The 16,656-nt window shown below is 71.3% G+C and carries 19 protein-coding genes; 15 read left to right on the top strand and 4 right to left on the bottom strand.

Annotated features, from left to right (window positions below):
- The first annotated feature begins 1 nt into the window (after position 1).
- The 5 genes from sufU (at position 2) to dapD (ending at position 2,881) form a co-directional block, all read left to right on the top strand.
- A complete protein-coding gene (sufU, locus tag ACFVYF_RS00745) occupies positions 2–475 on the top strand; it encodes a Fe-S cluster assembly sulfur transfer protein SufU (protein ID WP_389448680.1) in 474 nt (157 codons plus the stop codon).
- Positions 472–810: a metal-sulfur cluster assembly factor gene (locus ACFVYF_RS00740; RefSeq protein ID WP_362030635.1), complete on the top strand. Its 339-nt coding sequence runs from the start codon at positions 472–474 to the stop codon at positions 808–810. Before sufU ends, ACFVYF_RS00740 begins: the two co-directional genes overlap by 4 nt.
- A gap of 111 nt (positions 811–921) precedes the next feature.
- Positions 922–1,242 (top strand): DMT family transporter, encoded by a 321-nt coding sequence (locus ACFVYF_RS00735; RefSeq protein ID WP_383280641.1) that lies wholly within the window; start codon positions 922–924, stop codon positions 1,240–1,242.
- Between the two features lie 31 nt (positions 1,243–1,273).
- A complete protein-coding gene (locus tag ACFVYF_RS00730; RefSeq protein ID WP_389448677.1) occupies positions 1,274–1,810 on the top strand; it encodes a TetR/AcrR family transcriptional regulator in 537 nt (178 codons plus the stop codon).
- Between the two features lie 81 nt (positions 1,811–1,891).
- Positions 1,892–2,881: a 2,3,4,5-tetrahydropyridine-2,6-dicarboxylate N-succinyltransferase gene (gene dapD / locus ACFVYF_RS00725; protein ID WP_389448674.1), complete on the top strand. Its 990-nt coding sequence runs from the start codon at positions 1,892–1,894 to the stop codon at positions 2,879–2,881.
- 60 nt (positions 2,882–2,941) lie between these two features.
- Here dapD and ACFVYF_RS00720 read toward each other — a convergent pair whose 3' ends face one another.
- Entirely contained in the window at positions 2,942–3,451 is a 510-nt protein-coding gene (locus ACFVYF_RS00720; protein WP_389448671.1) for a hypothetical protein, read from the bottom strand.
- A 135-nt stretch (positions 3,452–3,586) separates the two neighbouring features.
- On the opposite strand from ACFVYF_RS00720, the gene ACFVYF_RS00715 reads away from it, so the two are divergent.
- Complete coding sequence (locus tag ACFVYF_RS00715) at positions 3,587–4,144, top strand: SigE family RNA polymerase sigma factor (RefSeq protein WP_389448668.1); 558 nt, start codon at positions 3,587–3,589, stop codon at positions 4,142–4,144.
- Entirely contained in the window at positions 4,141–5,355 is a 1,215-nt protein-coding gene (locus tag ACFVYF_RS00710) for a YncE family protein (RefSeq protein WP_389448665.1), read from the top strand. Before ACFVYF_RS00715 ends, ACFVYF_RS00710 begins: the two co-directional genes overlap by 4 nt.
- Before the next feature lie 55 nt (positions 5,356–5,410).
- Here ACFVYF_RS00710 and dapA read toward each other — a convergent pair whose 3' ends face one another.
- Positions 5,411–6,412 (bottom strand): 4-hydroxy-tetrahydrodipicolinate synthase, encoded by a 1,002-nt coding sequence (dapA, locus tag ACFVYF_RS00705; protein WP_389448662.1) that lies wholly within the window; start codon positions 6,410–6,412, stop codon positions 5,411–5,413.
- A gap of 128 nt (positions 6,413–6,540) precedes the next feature.
- Between dapA and ACFVYF_RS00700 the strand changes: the two genes are divergently transcribed.
- The 4 genes from ACFVYF_RS00700 to ACFVYF_RS00685 are packed head-to-tail and all read left to right on the top strand — an operon-like array spanning position 6,541 to position 8,232.
- Positions 6,541–6,681, top strand: coding sequence for a hypothetical protein (locus ACFVYF_RS00700; RefSeq protein ID WP_389448659.1), 141 nt, complete (start codon positions 6,541–6,543; stop codon positions 6,679–6,681).
- Positions 6,678–7,340: a hypothetical protein gene (locus ACFVYF_RS00695; RefSeq protein ID WP_389448656.1), complete on the top strand. Its 663-nt coding sequence runs from the start codon at positions 6,678–6,680 to the stop codon at positions 7,338–7,340. The genes ACFVYF_RS00700 and ACFVYF_RS00695 overlap by 4 nt, the downstream gene beginning before the upstream one ends.
- A 53-nt stretch (positions 7,341–7,393) precedes the next feature.
- Positions 7,394–7,819 (top strand): phage holin family protein, encoded by a 426-nt coding sequence (locus tag ACFVYF_RS00690; RefSeq protein WP_383280665.1) that lies wholly within the window; start codon positions 7,394–7,396, stop codon positions 7,817–7,819.
- The gene (locus ACFVYF_RS00685) at positions 7,816–8,232 is read left to right on the top strand and encodes a DUF3618 domain-containing protein (protein WP_389448653.1); all 417 of its coding nucleotides are present in this window, start codon (positions 7,816–7,818) and stop codon (positions 8,230–8,232) included. Before ACFVYF_RS00690 ends, ACFVYF_RS00685 begins: the two co-directional genes overlap by 4 nt.
- Positions 8,233–8,517: 285 nt before the next feature.
- Here ACFVYF_RS00685 and ACFVYF_RS00680 read toward each other — a convergent pair whose 3' ends face one another.
- Entirely contained in the window at positions 8,518–9,549 is a 1,032-nt protein-coding gene (locus ACFVYF_RS00680; protein WP_389448650.1) for a YihY/virulence factor BrkB family protein, read from the bottom strand.
- A gap of 185 nt (positions 9,550–9,734) precedes the next feature.
- Here ACFVYF_RS00680 and ACFVYF_RS00675 point away from each other — a divergent pair, with 185 nt between their 5' ends.
- Together ACFVYF_RS00675 and ACFVYF_RS00670 are read left to right on the top strand one after the other, a co-directional pair.
- Positions 9,735–10,358: an ArsR/SmtB family transcription factor gene (locus tag ACFVYF_RS00675; protein WP_389448647.1), complete on the top strand. Its 624-nt coding sequence runs from the start codon at positions 9,735–9,737 to the stop codon at positions 10,356–10,358.
- 5 nt (positions 10,359–10,363) lie between these two features.
- On the top strand, positions 10,364–11,101 hold the full coding sequence (locus tag ACFVYF_RS00670; protein ID WP_389448644.1) for an SRPBCC domain-containing protein: 738 nt from the start codon (positions 10,364–10,366) through the stop codon (positions 11,099–11,101).
- A gap of 60 nt (positions 11,102–11,161) precedes the next feature.
- Here ACFVYF_RS00670 and ACFVYF_RS00665 read toward each other — a convergent pair whose 3' ends face one another.
- Positions 11,162–12,988, bottom strand: a complete 1,827-nt coding sequence (locus ACFVYF_RS00665) for an endonuclease/exonuclease/phosphatase family protein (protein WP_389448641.1) — start codon at positions 12,986–12,988, stop codon at positions 11,162–11,164.
- Between the two features lie 330 nt (positions 12,989–13,318).
- Between ACFVYF_RS00665 and ACFVYF_RS00660 the strand changes: the two genes are divergently transcribed.
- Positions 13,319–14,749: a hypothetical protein gene (locus ACFVYF_RS00660; RefSeq protein WP_389448638.1), complete on the top strand. Its 1,431-nt coding sequence runs from the start codon at positions 13,319–13,321 to the stop codon at positions 14,747–14,749.
- A gap of 258 nt (positions 14,750–15,007) precedes the next feature.
- Positions 15,008–16,453 carry an alkaline phosphatase PhoX gene (locus ACFVYF_RS00655; protein WP_389448637.1) on the top strand — a complete coding sequence of 482 codons (1,446 nt, stop codon included), beginning with the start codon at positions 15,008–15,010 and terminating at the stop codon, positions 16,451–16,453.
- The last annotated feature ends 203 nt before the right edge of the window (positions 16,454–16,656 follow it).

The following is a 16,656-nucleotide window of genomic DNA, read 5'->3' as shown; positions in this document are numbered from 1 at the left end:
CGTGAAGCTTGATTCGATGTACCAGGAAGTCATCCTGGACCACTACAAGCACCCGCACGGCCGGGGCTTGCGGGACGGCGATGCCGAGGTGCACCACGTCAACCCGACATGCGGCGACGAGATCACGCTGCGTGTGAAGTACGACGGCGAGCGGATCGCCGACATCTCGTACGAGGGTCAGGGCTGCTCGATCAGCCAGGCCTCGGCCTCCGTGCTGAACGAACTCCTCGTCGGCAAGGGCCTGCCCGAAGCGCAGAAGATCCAGGAGACCTTCCTGGAGCTGATGCAGTCCAAGGGCCGGATCGAGCCGGACGACGCGATGGAGGAGGTGCTGGAGGACGCGGTCGCGTTCGCCGGTGTCTCCAAGTACCCGGCCCGGGTCAAGTGCGCCCTCCTGAGCTGGATGGCGTGGAAGGACGCGACGGCCCAGGCGCTGGGCGAAGAGTCCGACAAGGCTGCGAGGAAGACGGCATGAGCGAGAACGAGACCCTGACGACGAAGCCCGCCTCCGAGGAAGAAGTGCGTGAGGCGCTCTACGACGTCGTCGACCCCGAGCTGGGCATCGACGTCGTCAACCTGGGCCTCATCTACGGCATCCACATCGACGACGCGAACATCGCGACGATCGACATGACCCTGACGTCCGCGGCCTGTCCGCTCACCGACGTCATCGAGGACCAGGCCAAGTCCGCCACGGACGGCCTCGTCAACGAACTGCGCATCAACTGGGTCTGGATGCCGCCGTGGGGTCCGGACAAGATCACGGACGACGGCCGCGAGCAGCTCCGGGCGCTCGGGTTCAACGTCTGATCCCTCGTCACAGCAGGAACGGCGATACCTCTTGGTACCGCCGTTCTTTGCTGTGTTCTCCACGGCCACCTTTGTGTACGGGTGTACGCATCGATATGTACACTCGTACGCATGGGATACGTACTCCTTGCCGGGGCGATCGCCGCCGAGGTGGCCGCCACCACCGCCATGAAGTACAGCGAGGGCTTCAGCAGGCTGTGGCCCTCCCTGGTGACCCTCCTCGGCTACGTCGTGGCGTTCGCGCTGCTCGCCCAGACCCTGAAGACGGTGTCGGTCGGCACGGCCTACGCGATCTGGGCCGGGGTGGGCACCGCCGCCATCGCCGCGATCGGGATGGTGTTCCTCGGCGAGGGCCTCACCGCCGCGAAGCTCGCCGGGATCGCGCTGATCATCGGCGGCGTCGTGCTCCTCAACCTGGGCGGAGCCCACTGATGGCCCGGCGTGAGAAGGACGGTGGGAGCCGATGACCCGCCGCTACGACCCCGAGCGCCGGCAGCGGATCATCGACGCGGCGATCCGTGTCGTCGGCGCCAAGGGCATCGGCGGTCTGAGCCACCGCTCCGTCGCCGCCGAGGCCGATGTGCCGCTCGGCTCCACCACGTACCACTTCAGGACCCTCGACGAGCTGATGGTCGCCGCGCTGCGCCAGGCGAACGAGGGCTTCGCCAAGGTGGTCGCCGCGCGCGGCGCGCTGGAGGACACCGGGGGCGACCTGCCCGGCGAACTCGCCGGGCTGATCGGCGATTGGCTCGCCGGCGACCGTACGGGCGTGGAGCTGGAGTACGAGCTCTATCTCGCCGCGCTGCGCCGCCCCGCGTTGCGTCCCGTCGCCGCCGAGTGGGTCCAGGAACTCGCCGACCGGCTCGCCCGCCGCACCGACCCCGTCACCGCGCGGGCCCTCGTCGCCCTGATGGACGGCATCTGCCTTCAGACGCTGCTGACCGGAGCGGCCTACGACGAGGGGTACGCGCGCGAGGTGCTGGCCCGGGTGATCGGCTGAGCGGCCGCCGTCCGGCCCGGCCTCTGAGACGGTCTGCGGACCAGTTCGCCCAGACGGGCCCCGGCCGGTTAGGTTGCCCTCATGACCGACACGACTGCTACTCGCACCACCGGCGCCGTCGCCGCCGGCCTCGCCACCCTCACGGCCGACGGCACTGTCCTCGACACCTGGTTCCCCGCCCCCGAGCTCTCGGCCGAGCCCGGCCCCGCCGGCACCGAGCGGCTGTCCGCCGCTCGTGCCGTGGAGCTGCTCGGCGAGGGCGCCGCCAAGGCGATCGGCCCGGACGCCCGCCGTGGCGTCGAAGTGGTCGCGGTCCGTACGGTCATCGCGTCCCTCGACGACAAGCCGCTCGACGCGCACGACACCTACCTGCGGCTGCACCTGCTCTCGCACCGCCTGGTCAAGCCGCACGGCCAGAGCCTGGACGGCATCTTCGGCCACCTCGCCAACGTCGCCTGGACCTCGCTCGGCCCGGTCGCCGTCGACGACGTCGAGAAGGTCCGGCTGAACGCGCGTGCCGAGGGCCTGCACCTCCAGGTGACGTCCATCGACAAGTTCCCGCGCATGACGGACTACGTGGCCCCGAAGGGTGTCCGTATCGCCGACGCCGACCGGGTCAGGCTCGGCGCGCACCTCGCCGAGGGCACGACCGTGATGCACGAGGGCTTCGTGAACTTCAACGCGGGCACGCTCGGCACCTCGATGGTCGAGGGCCGCATCTCGGCCGGTGTCGTGGTCGGCGACGGCTCGGACATCGGCGGCGGCGCCTCCACCATGGGCACCCTCTCCGGTGGCGGCAACGTCCGTATCACCATCGGCGAGCGCTGCCTGGTCGGTGCCGAGGCGGGCGTCGGTATCGCGCTCGGCGACGAGTGCGTGGTCGAGGCCGGTCTGTACGTCACCGCGGGCACCCGCGTCACGATGCCCGACGGCCAGATCGTCAAGGCCCGCGAGCTCTCCGGCGCCTCGAACATCCTCTTCCGCCGCAACTCGGTCACCGGCACCGTCGAGGCCCGCCCGAACAACGCGGCCTGGGGCGGCCTGAACGACGTACTGCACAGCCACAACTAGACCCTTCGCGCCACCGCAACCCAGCGCCCTGCCGCGGATCGATCGCGGCGGGGCGCTCGGCTATGTCGCGGCGCCCGCGGCCGCGGCGAAGTCCGCCAGCGCCGCGAAGTCGCCCGCGCGCAGCCCGAGTCGGGGACTGACGTGGTGCAGCAGCGCGGGAGCGGCGTGGTGCGCGGTCACGTACGTCTCGTCGGCCGGGGTCTGCTCGTCGTCCACCCACGCGAACGGGCGGCCCCGCGCGTACGCCACGATCGCCTCCGTCTTCCAGTGCACCCCGTCGGGCCGCTCGGCGAACAGGCCGCCGGTGAAGTCGACGTAGGGGAGCTCGGGCAGGCCGATCACCGGGGCGATCCACCGGTTCGCGGCGTCCATCCACGTGGTGGCCCAGCACAGGTCGAAGCCGAGACCGAGCAGCATCCGCCCGTGGTCCGGGTGGAGCCACACCCGCAGCGGACGGCCGGGCTTCAGGGCCACCCGCATCGTCGTGTAACCCTCGGGGCGCCGTTCCGGCTGGGCCGCGTACGGATTCAGCGGACCGTCGACGTCGAGGAACAGCAGTGGCCGGCTCACGCGGCCAACGTACGGGAACCGGTGACGGATCCCGTGGAATATTTTTCGCGCCCGAGGCATAGCGGCGGGTGGGCGCACGCGTCACAAGGAGCACAGGGGCCGGACACAGAGTCCGCCGGGGAAGAGAAGGTGACGATGGATGCCGAAGCGCAGGAGAGCTTCCGGGAGTTCGTGGCGAACCGGTCGTCCGCGCTGCTGAAGACAGCCGTGCTGCTCAGCGGCGGTGACCGGCACGCCGCCGAGGACCTGCTGCAGAACGCCCTGATCAAGGCGGCGGGCCGGTGGCATCGCATCGACGAACCCGAGGCGTACGTACGCCAGATCCTCTACCGCCAGCAGGTGAGCCGCTGGCGGCTGAAGTGGCCGCGCAGGGAACTGAGCGTCGCCGAACCGCCGGAGGCGTCGGCAGCGGCGGACGCCTCGGCCGCGGCCGAACTGCGTGTGGTGATGCGCGGGGCACTCGCCCGGCTCACCGCCCGGCAGCGCACCGTGCTGGTGCTGCGGTACTTCGAGGATCTGCCCGAGGCCGATGTGGCACGGCTCCTGAGCTGCTCCGTCGGGACCGTACGGTCCACGACACACCGCTCGCTCGCCCGGCTGCGCGCCCTCGCCCCCGAGCTGGCCGTGCTCGGCCCGGCCGACGTCGAGCAGCAGCCGTCCCGTGACTTCTCGCCCGTGGAGGTGCGCTCGTGAACGTCGAAGAATTGGTGCGCGAGTCGCTCCGCGAACAGGCAGTCGAACAGCCCGCACCGGGACCCGGCTTCGCCGACCGGGTGCTGGCCACGCGCAGGCGCCGCCGGACCCGTACCTTCGCGTCCGTCGCCGCGGCCACCGCCGCCGTGGTGGCCGTCGCGGTCGCCGTGCCGCTGCTGCACTCCGGCGAGGACCGGGCGCGGCTCGCCAGCGAGATGAACCTGAGCGACATCATCGCCCACCCCGGGCAGACACCGCCGCGCGACCTGATCGCGGCCGGGGACACCGCGCTGGCCGCCTACTACACCCAGCACAACGTCAAGCAGACCGCCACCCGCGCGGTCGCCACCCGCACCTACCACCTCCTGGACCAGAAGACCGGCAAGTACGTGAAGACGACCAAGTGGTCCGTCCTCGCCGTCGCCCCCGGCATGCGGACCGCCGCCGTCCTGGAGAACGAGCTGCCCACCCGGCGGATCGGGGTGCTCGACCTGCTCACCGGCAAGGTCGAGCGCTGGATCCCGGTCGACCGCGGTGTCGCGGGGATCGAGTTCTCGCCTGACGGCAGCAGGCTCGTCGCGACGACGTACGCCAAGAACCCGGACCTGATCTACAAGGCGGACTACGACAGCGACGGCGACGGCAAGAAGAACGACTGGATGCCGCGGTTCGGCGAGTCGGACCGGACCGGCTTCTACGTCATCGACGTGGCGTCCGGGAAGGCATCCTGGGCCAAGGTCGCGGAGACGAAGGACGTCAACGTCCGCCAGGACTTCGCCTTCGGCGCCGACGGCAAGCTCGTCTACTCGGGCCTCACCACGGAACCCACCGACCAGTACTACGACTTCGAGGGCCACAAGGTCGACAAGCCCGCGAAGGAGAAGTACCTGCACTGGTTCGTCGAGGCGCGGCTGTCCCCGAACGGCAAGCTCGCCGCGGGCGACTTCGCGGGCGGGGCGAAGACGACGGCCTCCGCGATCAACGATCCGGACACCGGAAAGCGTCTCTACAAGGTGCACGGGCAGCAGCTGCTCGCCTGGGCCGACGACAAGCGGCTGATCGCCTGGGACATCGCGCCGGGCACGAACGAGTTCCACAACCGGCTCGTGCTCGTCACCATCGGCAGCGACAAGGTCGTTCCGCTCAGCGGTTTCCGCAAGGGCAACGACGGCGCGGGCGGGAGGTGGACACCGGTCTTCGCGGAGCGCTGACGCACTGAGCGCCGCACTGACGGGCGGGGGGCGGACGGGGGTCGGCCCGCACCCGTCAGGCGGCCTCGGACACCAGACGCTCATACGCACCCAGCAGCCCGTCGGCCGTCTCCCGGCCGGCGGGCCGCAGGGGTGCCCGGACCGGCCCGGCGGGCAGTCCGAGCCGGCCGAGCAGCGCCTTCGCGGTGACCGTGCCGGGCAGACCGGCGGCCATCATCAGCTCGGTGAGCTCGATGGTCCGGCGCTGCCGGCGCGCAGCCTCGGCGGTGTCACCCGCGTCGAACGCGTCGAGGACCGAACGGAACTGGCCGGGCACCGCGTTCGCCACCGTGCTGACGTATCCCGCGGCTCCGATCGCGTACAGCGGGAGGACGTACTCGTCGCAGCCCGCGTAGTACGCCAACTCCGTGCGGGCCAGCACCTTCTGGGTGCCCAGGAGGTCGTACGCGCAGTCCTTGACGGCCACGATCCGCGGGTGCCCGGCGAGCCGCGTCATCGTGTCCGGCTCGATCCGGGTGCCGGTGCGGCCGGGGATGTCGTACAGCACGAGCGGCAGTCCGCAGGCGTCCGCGATCTCCCGGAAGTGTGCCTCGAGCGCGTCCTGCGGCGGCCTGCTGTAGTAGGGCGCGACCACCAACAGGCCGTCCGCGCCCGCCTTTTCGGCCTGCAGGGCCAGTTCCACGGTGTGCCGGGTGTCCGCGGTGCCGACACCCGCGACGATCGGCACGTGCGGACCGACCGCGGAGCGCACCGCGCGGACGAGCGCGGACTTCTCCGCGTCCGTCGTCGTCGGTGACTCGCCCGTGGTCCCGGACAGCACCAGCCCGTCGCACCCCGCGGAGACCAGCCGGTCGGCGAGCCGCTGCGCGCCGTCCAGGTCGAGGGTGCCCGCCGCGGTGAAGGGCGTGATCATCGCGCAGAGCGCGCGGCCGAAGGGGGCGGCGGCGGTCACTCGTGCGGTGCGTGCGGCTTCGGTGCCGGCGATTTCGTTGCCTGGGGCTGCGGTGCCTGGTGGGGTCATGTCGACAGTGTCGGCAACCGAACCGTGAAGCTCCACTTAATTCTCCTAAGGGATATCGGGCAGTATCGCTACGCGATCCGAGAAGGGAGGCCCTAGTGCCAACAGCACACCTGATGCGTCACCATGGCGGGGACGGACGTCGACGGCAGATCACGGGAGGCACCATGAGGCTGGGCAAGGCACTCGCCACCGGAGTCGCACAGGAGCAGGACCGGGCTCCCGAGGAGCAGGCGGACCTCCAGGTCGCCGAGGCCGTCGAGGAGTGGGAGGCGTCCATCCCCGAAGAGGTCCCGGCCGTCCGATGAGGCTGCGGCTCCCCGAGGAACGCCCGACGGAGCCGCCGACCGGATTCAAGATCGCCCACCCGGTGCTGTCCCAGGACGGCACCCGGGCCGGGTTCACCGGCGTATCGCTGGGCGGCGCACTGCCGTACGGAGTGCTGGACGAGGCGCGCTGTGTCTACGGGCGGCGCCACCGCGCGCCGCACCGCCGCTGCGACTGCGGTTTCCACTGCGTGCACGACCGCGCCACCGCGGAGGCACTGCTGTGCACCGCCGAGCACCGGGCGGCCGTCCTGCTCGAAGTCTCCGTCCTCGGCACCTACATCCGCTTCGAACGCGGCTTCCGCTCCGCGCGCCAGCGGGTACGCACGGCGACCGTCGGCCCGTGCGGCTGCGGAGCGGCCGCCTCGGCCCTGGCCGACGCCGGCTGGGGCCGCCCGGGCCACCGCGCGCTGACGGCGGCCTGCGCGGGATGCGTACGCGGTCGTACGTCGCTGTCGCTCTCCGCGTTCGCCCGGCTGGCCGGTGAAGGGCTCAGGGTCCGGGCCGCCCCCGGCACGGCCGAACCGCAGGCAGGGCTGGGGGTCTCCGAGCTCGCCGCCGAGGCCGCGCTGCTGCAGGCCCGGCTCGACTGGTTCCAGAGTCAGTTGGCCCGCCTGGACGAACGGGGACCGAAGGGATAGCGCGGGCCGGCAAGGGTACCCGGACCTCCTCAAGCGAGAGGAGGCGGGACACCGTGACCGGGACCATGAACACCAGGCCCGTGCGGGACGAACACGGGCAGCAGTCGGTGGGCGAGCTCGTCGGGCAGGCCACCGAACAGCTCTCCCAGCTCGTACGGCAGGAAATCAGCCTCGCCAAGGAGGAGCTGACCGAGAAGGGGAAGCGCGCGGGACGCGGCGGCGGGCTGCTCGGAGGAGCGGGCGCCGTCGGATACGTCGGACTGATGGCACTGTCCGGCACGGGCGTCGCCGCGCTCTCCCTGGTGCTGCCCGTGTGGGCCGCGGCACTGATCGTCACGGCGGTGCTCTTCGTGATCGCCGGCGTGCTGGCGGCCGCCGGACGCGCACAGCTGCGCCGCGCCGCCCCGCCCACGCCCGAGCGGACGCTCGACAGCGTCAAGGCCGATGTCGACGAGATCAAGGAAAGGGCGCACCGATGACGAACGACAGCACCGGCGCTGACGCCGCGAAGGCGGTCGGGGCCAAGGGCCCGGAGGAGCTGCGGCGGCAGATCGAGGAGACCAGGAGTCAACTCGGTGACACCGTCGAGGAGTTGGCCGCCAAGGCGGATGTGAAGGCCCGTGCGCGGGCCCGCGCCGCCGACCTCAAGGACAAGGCCGGCGCCATGACCGTTCAGGTGAAGAGCACGGCCGCGCTGGCCGGTCACACCGTGCAGGACAAGGCGTCGCAGGCCGGGCATGCCGTGCAGGACACGGTGCCGGGTCCCGTGCGGACCGCGGCCACCAATGTCGTCCGGGCCGGACTGCGGCACCCCCGGCCGGTCCTCATCGCCGGGGCCGGCGCAGTGGTCGCGGCCGGGCTGCTGCGGCGCCGGCACAACGGGCACCACTGACGGCACGCGCCGGGCGCGCCACTCGCAGGGCGCCCGCACGCAGGGCGCCCGCACGTAGGGCGCCCGCACGCAGGGCGCCCATACGCAGGGCAACCACGCACAGGGCAACCACGCACAGGGCGCACCTCAGGCGCCAGGCGACCACAAACATCCGCGCCCTCGGCGCAGCGCGTCAGAGTCGGACCGACGGTGGCGGTGGAGCCGAGTACTCGACTACTCGGCCACCGCTACCGCCACCGTCACCGCCACTGCCACTGCCACCGCCGCTCCCGCGAGGGAGACGGCTCACTCTCCGGCCCGGGTCACACTGCCCTGGGACGCCCGGGCCCGTGCCTCGCGCAGTGCCCGCAGCCGCGGCGGCCACTTGCGGGTGTCACGCGGCTCGACGTACGGCTCCTCGGCCGGCGGCCGGCCTCCGCTGATCGCCCGCTGACGCGCCAGCTCCGCGTCGAACTCCAGGCCGAGCAGGATCGCCAGATTGGTCAGCCAGAGCCACACCAGGAAGATGACGGCGCCCGCGAGAGCGCCGTAAGTCTTGTTGTACGAACCGAAGTTGGCGACGTACAGGGCGAAGCCGGCGGAGGCGACCAGCCAGATGAGGGTGGCGAGGACGCTGCCGGGACTCACCCAACGGAAGCCGCGGCCACGGACGTTGGGGGCGGCCCAGTACAGCAGGGCGATCATCAGGACGACCAGGACCAGCAGGACCGGCCACTTCGCGATCGACCAGGCGGCGATCGCCGCGTCACCGAGCCCGACGGCCGTGCCCGCGCGATGGGCCAGCGGTCCGGTGAACACCACGATCAGGGCGCTCGCGGCGAGCAGCAGCATCAGCGCGACGGTCAGCACCAGCCGCAGCGGCGTGAGCTTCCAGACGGGGCGGCCCTCCGGCAGGTCGTACACGGCGTTCGAGGTGCGGATGAACGCGGCGACATAGCCCGACGCGGACCAGAGCGCGGCGAGCAGTCCGACGATCGCGAGCACGCTCCCGGTGCCGCCGCTGTCGCCGAGCTGCACCACCGCGTCGTGCAGGATCTCCCGGGCCGGTCCGGGAGCCAAGTCCCTTACGTTCTGCAGGACTTTGTCGGTGACGCCCGGCCCTGCGACGCCCAGCAGGGACACCAGTACCAGCAGCGCGGGGAACAGTGACAGCACGCCGTAGTACGTCAACGCGGCCGCGCGGTCGGAGAGTTCGTCGTCCTGGAACTCCTTGGCCGTGCGCCGCACCACCGCCCACCAGGAACGCGCGGGCAACTCGGTGGGGCTGTCCTTCTCGGTCAGTCCCGCCGTCTCCGATTCCGGTCGCTTCTCGTCCATGACCTGGCGTATGTCCCGGAACAGGGCGATGAAGCCCGCGCCTGACCTCCGGTCGACCCGGTGCCGGCCGCCCTGGCCGACGACCCGGCCGGGAACCCGGGCCTGAGCTCGGCACCGACGCGCTCCGACTCACCGACAACTTGAACCATCTGGACAAAAAAAGTGTTCGGTGAGACGCTGGAGCCATGCTGGACGTGACCGTGATTGAAGACGCAGAGGCAGCCGCCGTCTCGCTGGACCCCGTGCGGGCCCGGCTGCTGGCCGAGCTGGCGGCCGGGCCCGCGTCGGCCGCCATGCTGGCCGGCCGGGTCGGACTGCCCCGGCAGAAGGTGAACTACCACCTGAAGGCGCTGGAGCGGCACGGCCTGGTGGAGCTGGCGGGCGAGCGCCGCAAGGGAAACGTCACCGAGCGGCTGATGCGCGCGACCGCCGCGTCGTACGTCATCTCGCCGCTCGCGCTCGCCGCCGTGCAGCCCGACCCGGACCGCTTCCGGGACCAGCTCTCCGCCCGCTGGCTGCTCGCGCTCGGCGCCCGGCTCGTACGGGACGTGGGATCGCTGATCACCGGCGCGGCGAAGGCCCGCAAGCGGCTGGCCACCTATGCCCTCGACGGCGAGGTGACCTTCGCGTCCGCGGCGGACCGTGCCGCGTTCATCGAGGAGCTGACGGCGGGTGTCGGCGGGCTGATCCGCAAGTACGACGCCCCCGACGCGGCAGGGGGCCGGAGCCACCGGATCGTCGTCGCCCTGCACCCCACGCTCAAAACCGAGACCCCGGCGGCCGAACTGCCCGTCAGTACCGAGGAGTGACCACCATGTCCAAGCAATTCGAGAGCGCCCACGAGATCGAGATCGACGCCACGCCCGAGCAGGTGTGGGAGGCGATCACCGAAGGCACCGGCGGCTGGCTGTGGCCGATGGAGGCGCCCGAGCCGCGCGAGGGTGGCACCGGCCCCTTCGGGTCCACGATCACGACCTGGGACCCGCCGCACCGCTACACCAACCGCGTCGAGGACGTCGACGGCATCTCCGAACAGACCCTCAACCAGCTCGACTACACCATCGAGCCGCGCGAGGGCGGCCGCCGGGCCTGGGTGCGGTATGTGCACAGCGGCATCTTCGTCGACGACTGGGACAACCAGTACGACGGCGCGAACAAGCACAACGCCTTCTACCTGCGCACCCTGCGCGAGTACGTGACGCACTTCAACGGCCGCCCGCTCACGTTCGCCATGTTCGACGGACCCGAGGCGTCCAAGGCGCCCGACGCCTTCACCGCCGTAGGACATGCGCTCGGTCTCGCGGACGACACCGCCGAGGGCGCGCGCGTGCAGGCCCGTGGGTCCGAGGGGGAGCCCCTGGATGCCGTACTCGACTACCGGGACCCGTACTTCATCGGGCTGCGCACGGACAACGCCCTCATCCGCTTCTTCGGGCGCAACCACTGGGGCGCGCCGGTGGGCATCAGCATCCACGATTTCGCGCCCGACGCCGACGGCAAGCACAACGAGGCCGCCTGGCAGAGCTGGTTGAACGGCGTCTTCGCCGGGTGATCCCGGCATGGGACGAGCCCGGCCCCGGATGAGGGGGCCGGGCTCGTCGCCGTGCGGGGACTACGGCCGGAACCGCAGCACCTGCGGGTCGTGGTCGCTGATCTGGTCGGAGAACTCCGCGTTGATGTGCACGCTGTCGTACTCCACGTCGCAGTCCCTGCGGATCGACGGGCTGACCAGGATCTGGTCCAGGACCTGGCTGTTGCCCTGGTAGTCGTACGTGTAACGCTCGCTCTTCGGCAGGGACTTGATGGCCGACCAGAGGGCGCCGTCGCCCTCCAGGAGCTTCGCCGTGCCGGAGAACTCGAAGTCGTTGATGTCACCGAGGGCGATGACGTCGGCGTTCTTCTGGGTCTTCAGCACGTCCTCGACGAAGGAGTTCACCGCGGTCGCCTGAAGGTGCCGCTGGGTCTCCGAGCTGCGCGCCGGCGGCTGGAACTGGGAGGTCAGCCCCTGGTCGCCGCCCTTCGAGGCGAAGTGGTTGGCGATCACGAAGACGGTCCTGCCGCGGAAGACGAACTCGCCCGCGAGCGGCTTGCGGCTGCTCTTCCAGGCGACGTTCGCCGGGTCGATCCGGCCGGGGGAGACCGTCAGGGCCGCCTTGCCGTGCACCTTGGTGACACCGACGGCGGTCGTCGAGTCGCCGCCCGCGCGGTCGGTGAAGGAGACCCGCTGCGGGTTGAACAGGAACACCTGGCGGATGTTGCCGCCGGGCTCTCCGCCGTCCTGGTCGTTGACCGGGTCGATGGAACGCCAGTCGTACTTCGGGCCGCCCGCCGCGACGATGGCGTCGATCAGCTTGGTCACGGTCTGGTCGGCGGCGACCGTGCCGTCGTCCTTCGCGCCGTTGTTGTCCTGGATCTCCTCCAGGGACACGACGTCGGGCGACCGCAGGTTGTTCACGATCGCGGACGCGTGGGCCGCGAAGGTGCCGTCGCCCGGGTCGAGGTTCTCGACGTTGTACGTCGCCACGGCCAGCTCGTCGCGGGACTGCTTCTGGGTCGTCTCGCGCTCCAGGCCGCCCTTCTCCAGGGTGCCCAGCTCGTTCGCGACGAGGGTGTAGCCGCCGAACTGGTTGTAGTCGAGCGGACCGGCGGTGGTGCCCGACAGCTCGTCACCCACGTTCGCGGTGGGGAAGTCCGCGGTCGCGCCGAGGGACTGGATCTGCAGCCGGCCGGTGTTCTGCGAGGTGTACGCGCCGTACACCGTGCCGCCGCGGCGGTTGTCGTGCTCGCCCGGCTTCACCGTCACCCACAGCTCGGAGTACGGGTCGGTCGCGGTGACCACGCGGGCGTCGGCGACCCGGACGTTCATGCCCTCCAGGGACTCGTAGTAGTCCAGGGCGTACTTCTTCGGCAGCAGGGGGAGACCGTTGACCGAGCCGGCCGCCGCGGTGTCACCATCGGCGGTGTACACGTCCGGAACCGACCGGGCGCCCACGACCGTGGCCGCGGGGACCGCGTTGCCGCTGGAGAGCACGGTCACCGTCGGCTTGGTGAGCTCCGTCACCGACTGGTTGCCGGACGAGGTGCCGCCAGGGACGTACTCCGAGACGGTGGCCGTGACCGTGACCGAGTCCCCGACAGCGACCTTCGGCGCGGAGCTGGTGAAGACGAAGACGCCCTCACTGGTGGCCGGGTCCGCGTCCGCGTCCGGGTCCTGGAACCAGAAGCCCTTGGACGAGCCGTAGGTCCGCACGCCCGTGACGACGCCGGTCACGTCCGTCACCTTCTGGCCCGCGAGCGGGGATATCCGGGTGGTGCCCTGGATGTCGTGGATGTGGACGGTGTCCGCGTGTGCGGGTGCGGTGAGCACCACGGCGGAGACGGTGGAACAGACCGCGGCAACGGTCAGCGCGGCGATGCGCGCGGTTCTCTTGCTCGGCAAGGGAATCCCTCCGGGGACGTACGTGAGCGCCGGGACGAGGGTGGAGCAGTGGGGGAGCGCGACCTGCGTGCGGGCCGGTGACGCGCGTAGAAGCAGGTGAGCGGGTGCCCGTCCGACTTCTACGCGCGTCAATCTCGTGCGTGGCCGGGGGAGTTGTCAAGGTTTCGGCGGTGACCGAGACCTGACAGGGACATGAACCGGGCGGCATGGGTCCAAATCCGTCTAGGCTGAGCCGCCACGGCAGTGCGGTGCGGGCGACGGGGGTCGGCGGCCCTCGAAGCCCGTTCTGCCTGCCCCGCCCGTCCTGCTTGTCCGGAGGAGAACCAGCCGATGTCAGACAGCTCCCCCCTGCCGCCCGTGCGGTTGACGTCCGAAGCGGAGCTGGCGCGGGACGCGCTCGCCGCCCCGCTGCTCTCCCGCGCAGCGCGGCTCGCCCGCTGGGCCGGAGCGGACACACGCGTGGGCGCGGGCGGCGAACTCGTCGAGGAGCAGCTTCCGGCGGCGGCCGCGGAACTCGGACTCACCGGGGACGAAGCGGCCGCCTACGCCAGTGAGGCCTGGCGGGTGGCCGTCGACGCCGGCCTCGTCGAGATCGTGGACGAGGAGGAGGGCACGGTCGCCGCCGGTGCGGACCTCGCGCTGCTCACCTCGGGAGCGCCGCAGGACGTGCTCGGGGTATGGCTCGCCGCACTGGAGACGGTCCTGGCCGACGCGAGCGTGCCGGACCTCGACGACCTCGTCGAGGCGATGGACGACGGCGGCGAGATCGACTTCTCCTCCCTGGACTGGGATCCGGAGGCGGAGGCCGAGTTCCTCGACGGGGTGCTCGGCAACCTCTATCTGCTGACCGTCAGCGAGGAGGGGCCCGGCGACAGCCCGGTGCCGCTGCCCGCCCTGGCCGCGTCGATGCTCGTGCCGGACGACATGGGCGAGCCCACCAACGACGTACTGGAACAGGTGTCGGACGCGATGATGCGGCTCGACGACCAGTTCCGCCTCCTGGAGCCCGTCGGACTCGTGGACTTCCAGCCGGTGGACGAGGCGCTGATGGCGGACGCCGACGACCCCGATGCACCGGCGGTCATCGACGAGACCGACGTCTCGCGCTACGGGATGGTCCGGCTGACGCCCCTCGGCCTGTACGGGCTGCGGGCACGGCTGCTGGAGGCCGGCATCGAGGCGCCCGCGGTCGGGGACCTCTCGGACAAGGGGGCGGACGCGCTGCTCGACGGCACCTCCGCGTTTCCGCCGGCCGCCGCGCAGGCCGAGACCGAGCAGTGGCTCACCCGGCGTGAACCCCTCGCCGCGGCACGGGAGTTGCTGGCCGCGGCGCGCGGTACGGACGAGGGTGCCCCGCTGCGTCGACTGCGGTGCCAGCAGGCGCTGTCGCTCGTCGGCGCCGAGGCGGAGCCGGCGCTGCGCGAGGTGCTCGACGACCCGCAGCTCGGTGGGCTCGCCCGGGTCTGGCTCGCGGAGCGCGGCGCGACGGAGGTGCCCGCGCCGTCGGAGTCGATGGTCTTCTGGCTGACCATCGACACGCTTGCCGCGCAGCTGGCGGCCGAGGGCAACTCCGACGAGCTGCAGGGCCTCGTGGAGGGGCTCGCCCAGCAGCACGGCGGATTCTTCGCGACGGCCTGGCGGGTGGACCACCCGGCCACGCCGGACGTCCTGGAGGCGATGGGCCGGCTGCACCCCGACAAGAAGGTCGCCAAGGAGGCCCGTAAGGCCGCGTTCAAGGCGCGGTCGCAGCAAGCGGGGTAGTCGGCGGGCCCCGGCGGCCCGACGCGCGCCGCCGCTGCCCGCCCCGGTGGGGTGAGCTGCTGAGCGCGAAAGAGCCTTGTTCCCCGCATGGGCGGGGGGCAAGGCTCTTTCTTGCTTTCGGGTGGATTCACGCAAGCAGGGCCCCTGAAGTCGGCCCCTGTTCAACCCCCGTTCAGGCGCGAGCGGGACCGTGTCGCCGCAACGAGGTCCGCCACCCACCCCCCACGACGTCCCACTCCACCGTCAGCAGGAGACAGCATGTCGCTCACCCGCAGGGACTTCGCCAGACGATCCGCGCTCACCGGGGCCGGTGTCGCCCTGGCCGGCAGCGTCGGCGCGCTCGCCACCGCGCCGAACGCCCTCGCGTCCACGGACACCGAGAGCGCGGACGACGAGTCGGCGGACCGGCACGGGGGCGTCGGCTACGGGCCGCTGATTCCCGACCCCAAGGGCGTCCTCGCGCTGCCCGCCGGGTTCTCGTACCGCGTGATCACCTACAGCGGAAAGACCAAGCTGGAGTCCGGCGAGTTCACCCCGTCCAACCACGACGGCACCTCCACCTTCGAAGGCCCTCGCGGCACCACGCTCCTGGTCAACAACCACGAGCTGAAGGGCCCGCGCGCCGACTGGAAGTACCCCGTGCCGCTCACCCCGGGCCTGGTGTACGACCCGGCCGCGTCCGGCGGCTGCACGGTCGTCGAGGTACGCGGGGACAAGGTCGCCGAGTGGGTCGGCATCGCGGGCACCTCCACCAACTGCGCCGGTGGCAACACTCCTTGGGGCACCTGGCTCACCTGCGAGGAGACCGAGGACAAGGCCGGCCAGAACGGCATGACCAAGGACCACGGCTACGTCTTCGAGGTCGACCCCGAGGACCGCCGCCGCAACCGCAACCCCAAGCCGGTCAAGGCGCTCGGCCGCTACGCCCACGAAGCCGTCGTCGTGGACCCCAAGCGCGGCCGTCTCTACCTCACCGAGGACGCCTCGGGCCCCAACGGCCTGCTGTACCGCTGGACCCCGCCGCAGGGCTTCGAGCACGGCCACGGACAGCTCGCCACCCTCGCCGACGACGCCGGCGCCCTCCAGGCCTTCAAGTGCTTCGACTCCGGCGGCCAGTTCGTCGACGACCTCTCCCGCGCCACCAGGATCGGCACGGTGTACGGCGTCGACTGGGTGGACGTCCCGGACCGCGACGCGAAGACCGTGTCCGTGCGCAAGCAGTTCACCACCGGCCAGGTCACCCGCGCCCGCAAGCTCGAAGGCATGTGGTGGAGCGACGGCGGCGCCTACATCGTCGCCTCGTACGCCCGTGCCGAGAGCCCCGTCCCGCACGACGGCCAGGTCTGGTTCTACGACCCCAAGCGCCGCACCCTCACCCTGAAGGTCCTGCTCGGCGTGAACCCCGACCCGGCCGAGGACGGCGCCTTCGACGGCCCCGACAACATCACCGTCTCCCCGTACGGCGGCCTCGTCATCGCCGAGGACGGCGAGGGCGTCCAGCACCTTTTCGGCGCCACCGACAGCGGCCGTACGTACCCGATCGCCCGCAACGAACTCAACATCGGCACCGAAGCGGAGCCGGCCTACAGCGAGTTCACCGGCGTCACCTTCTCGCCCGACGGCAGGACGCTCTTCGCCAACATTCAGGAGCCGGGCATCATGCTGGCCATCAAGGGACCCTGGAAGCGGCAGAAGCGCGGCTGAACTCCGCAGCGCCCGGCCCGTATTTAATTCGCTCGCCGACCCGCGGCACGCCTCCTAGAGTGAAGAACGTCCAGGTGCGAAGGCAGGACCTACTTCCACTGATAATGGGGCGGCCGCGGGTTCGAGTCCCGCCACCGGTACAACGCGCCGGTGTAGCTCAGGGGTCAGAGCACCTACGTCGGTTCCGCCGACCTGAACTCTGG

The organism is Streptomyces sp. NPDC058274 (assembly GCF_042881375.1).
GTDB lineage: Bacteria > Actinomycetota > Actinomycetes > Streptomycetales > Streptomycetaceae > Streptomyces.
Note: the sequence above shows the minus strand (reverse complement) of the source record. Positions and strands in the feature narration are given on the sequence as shown.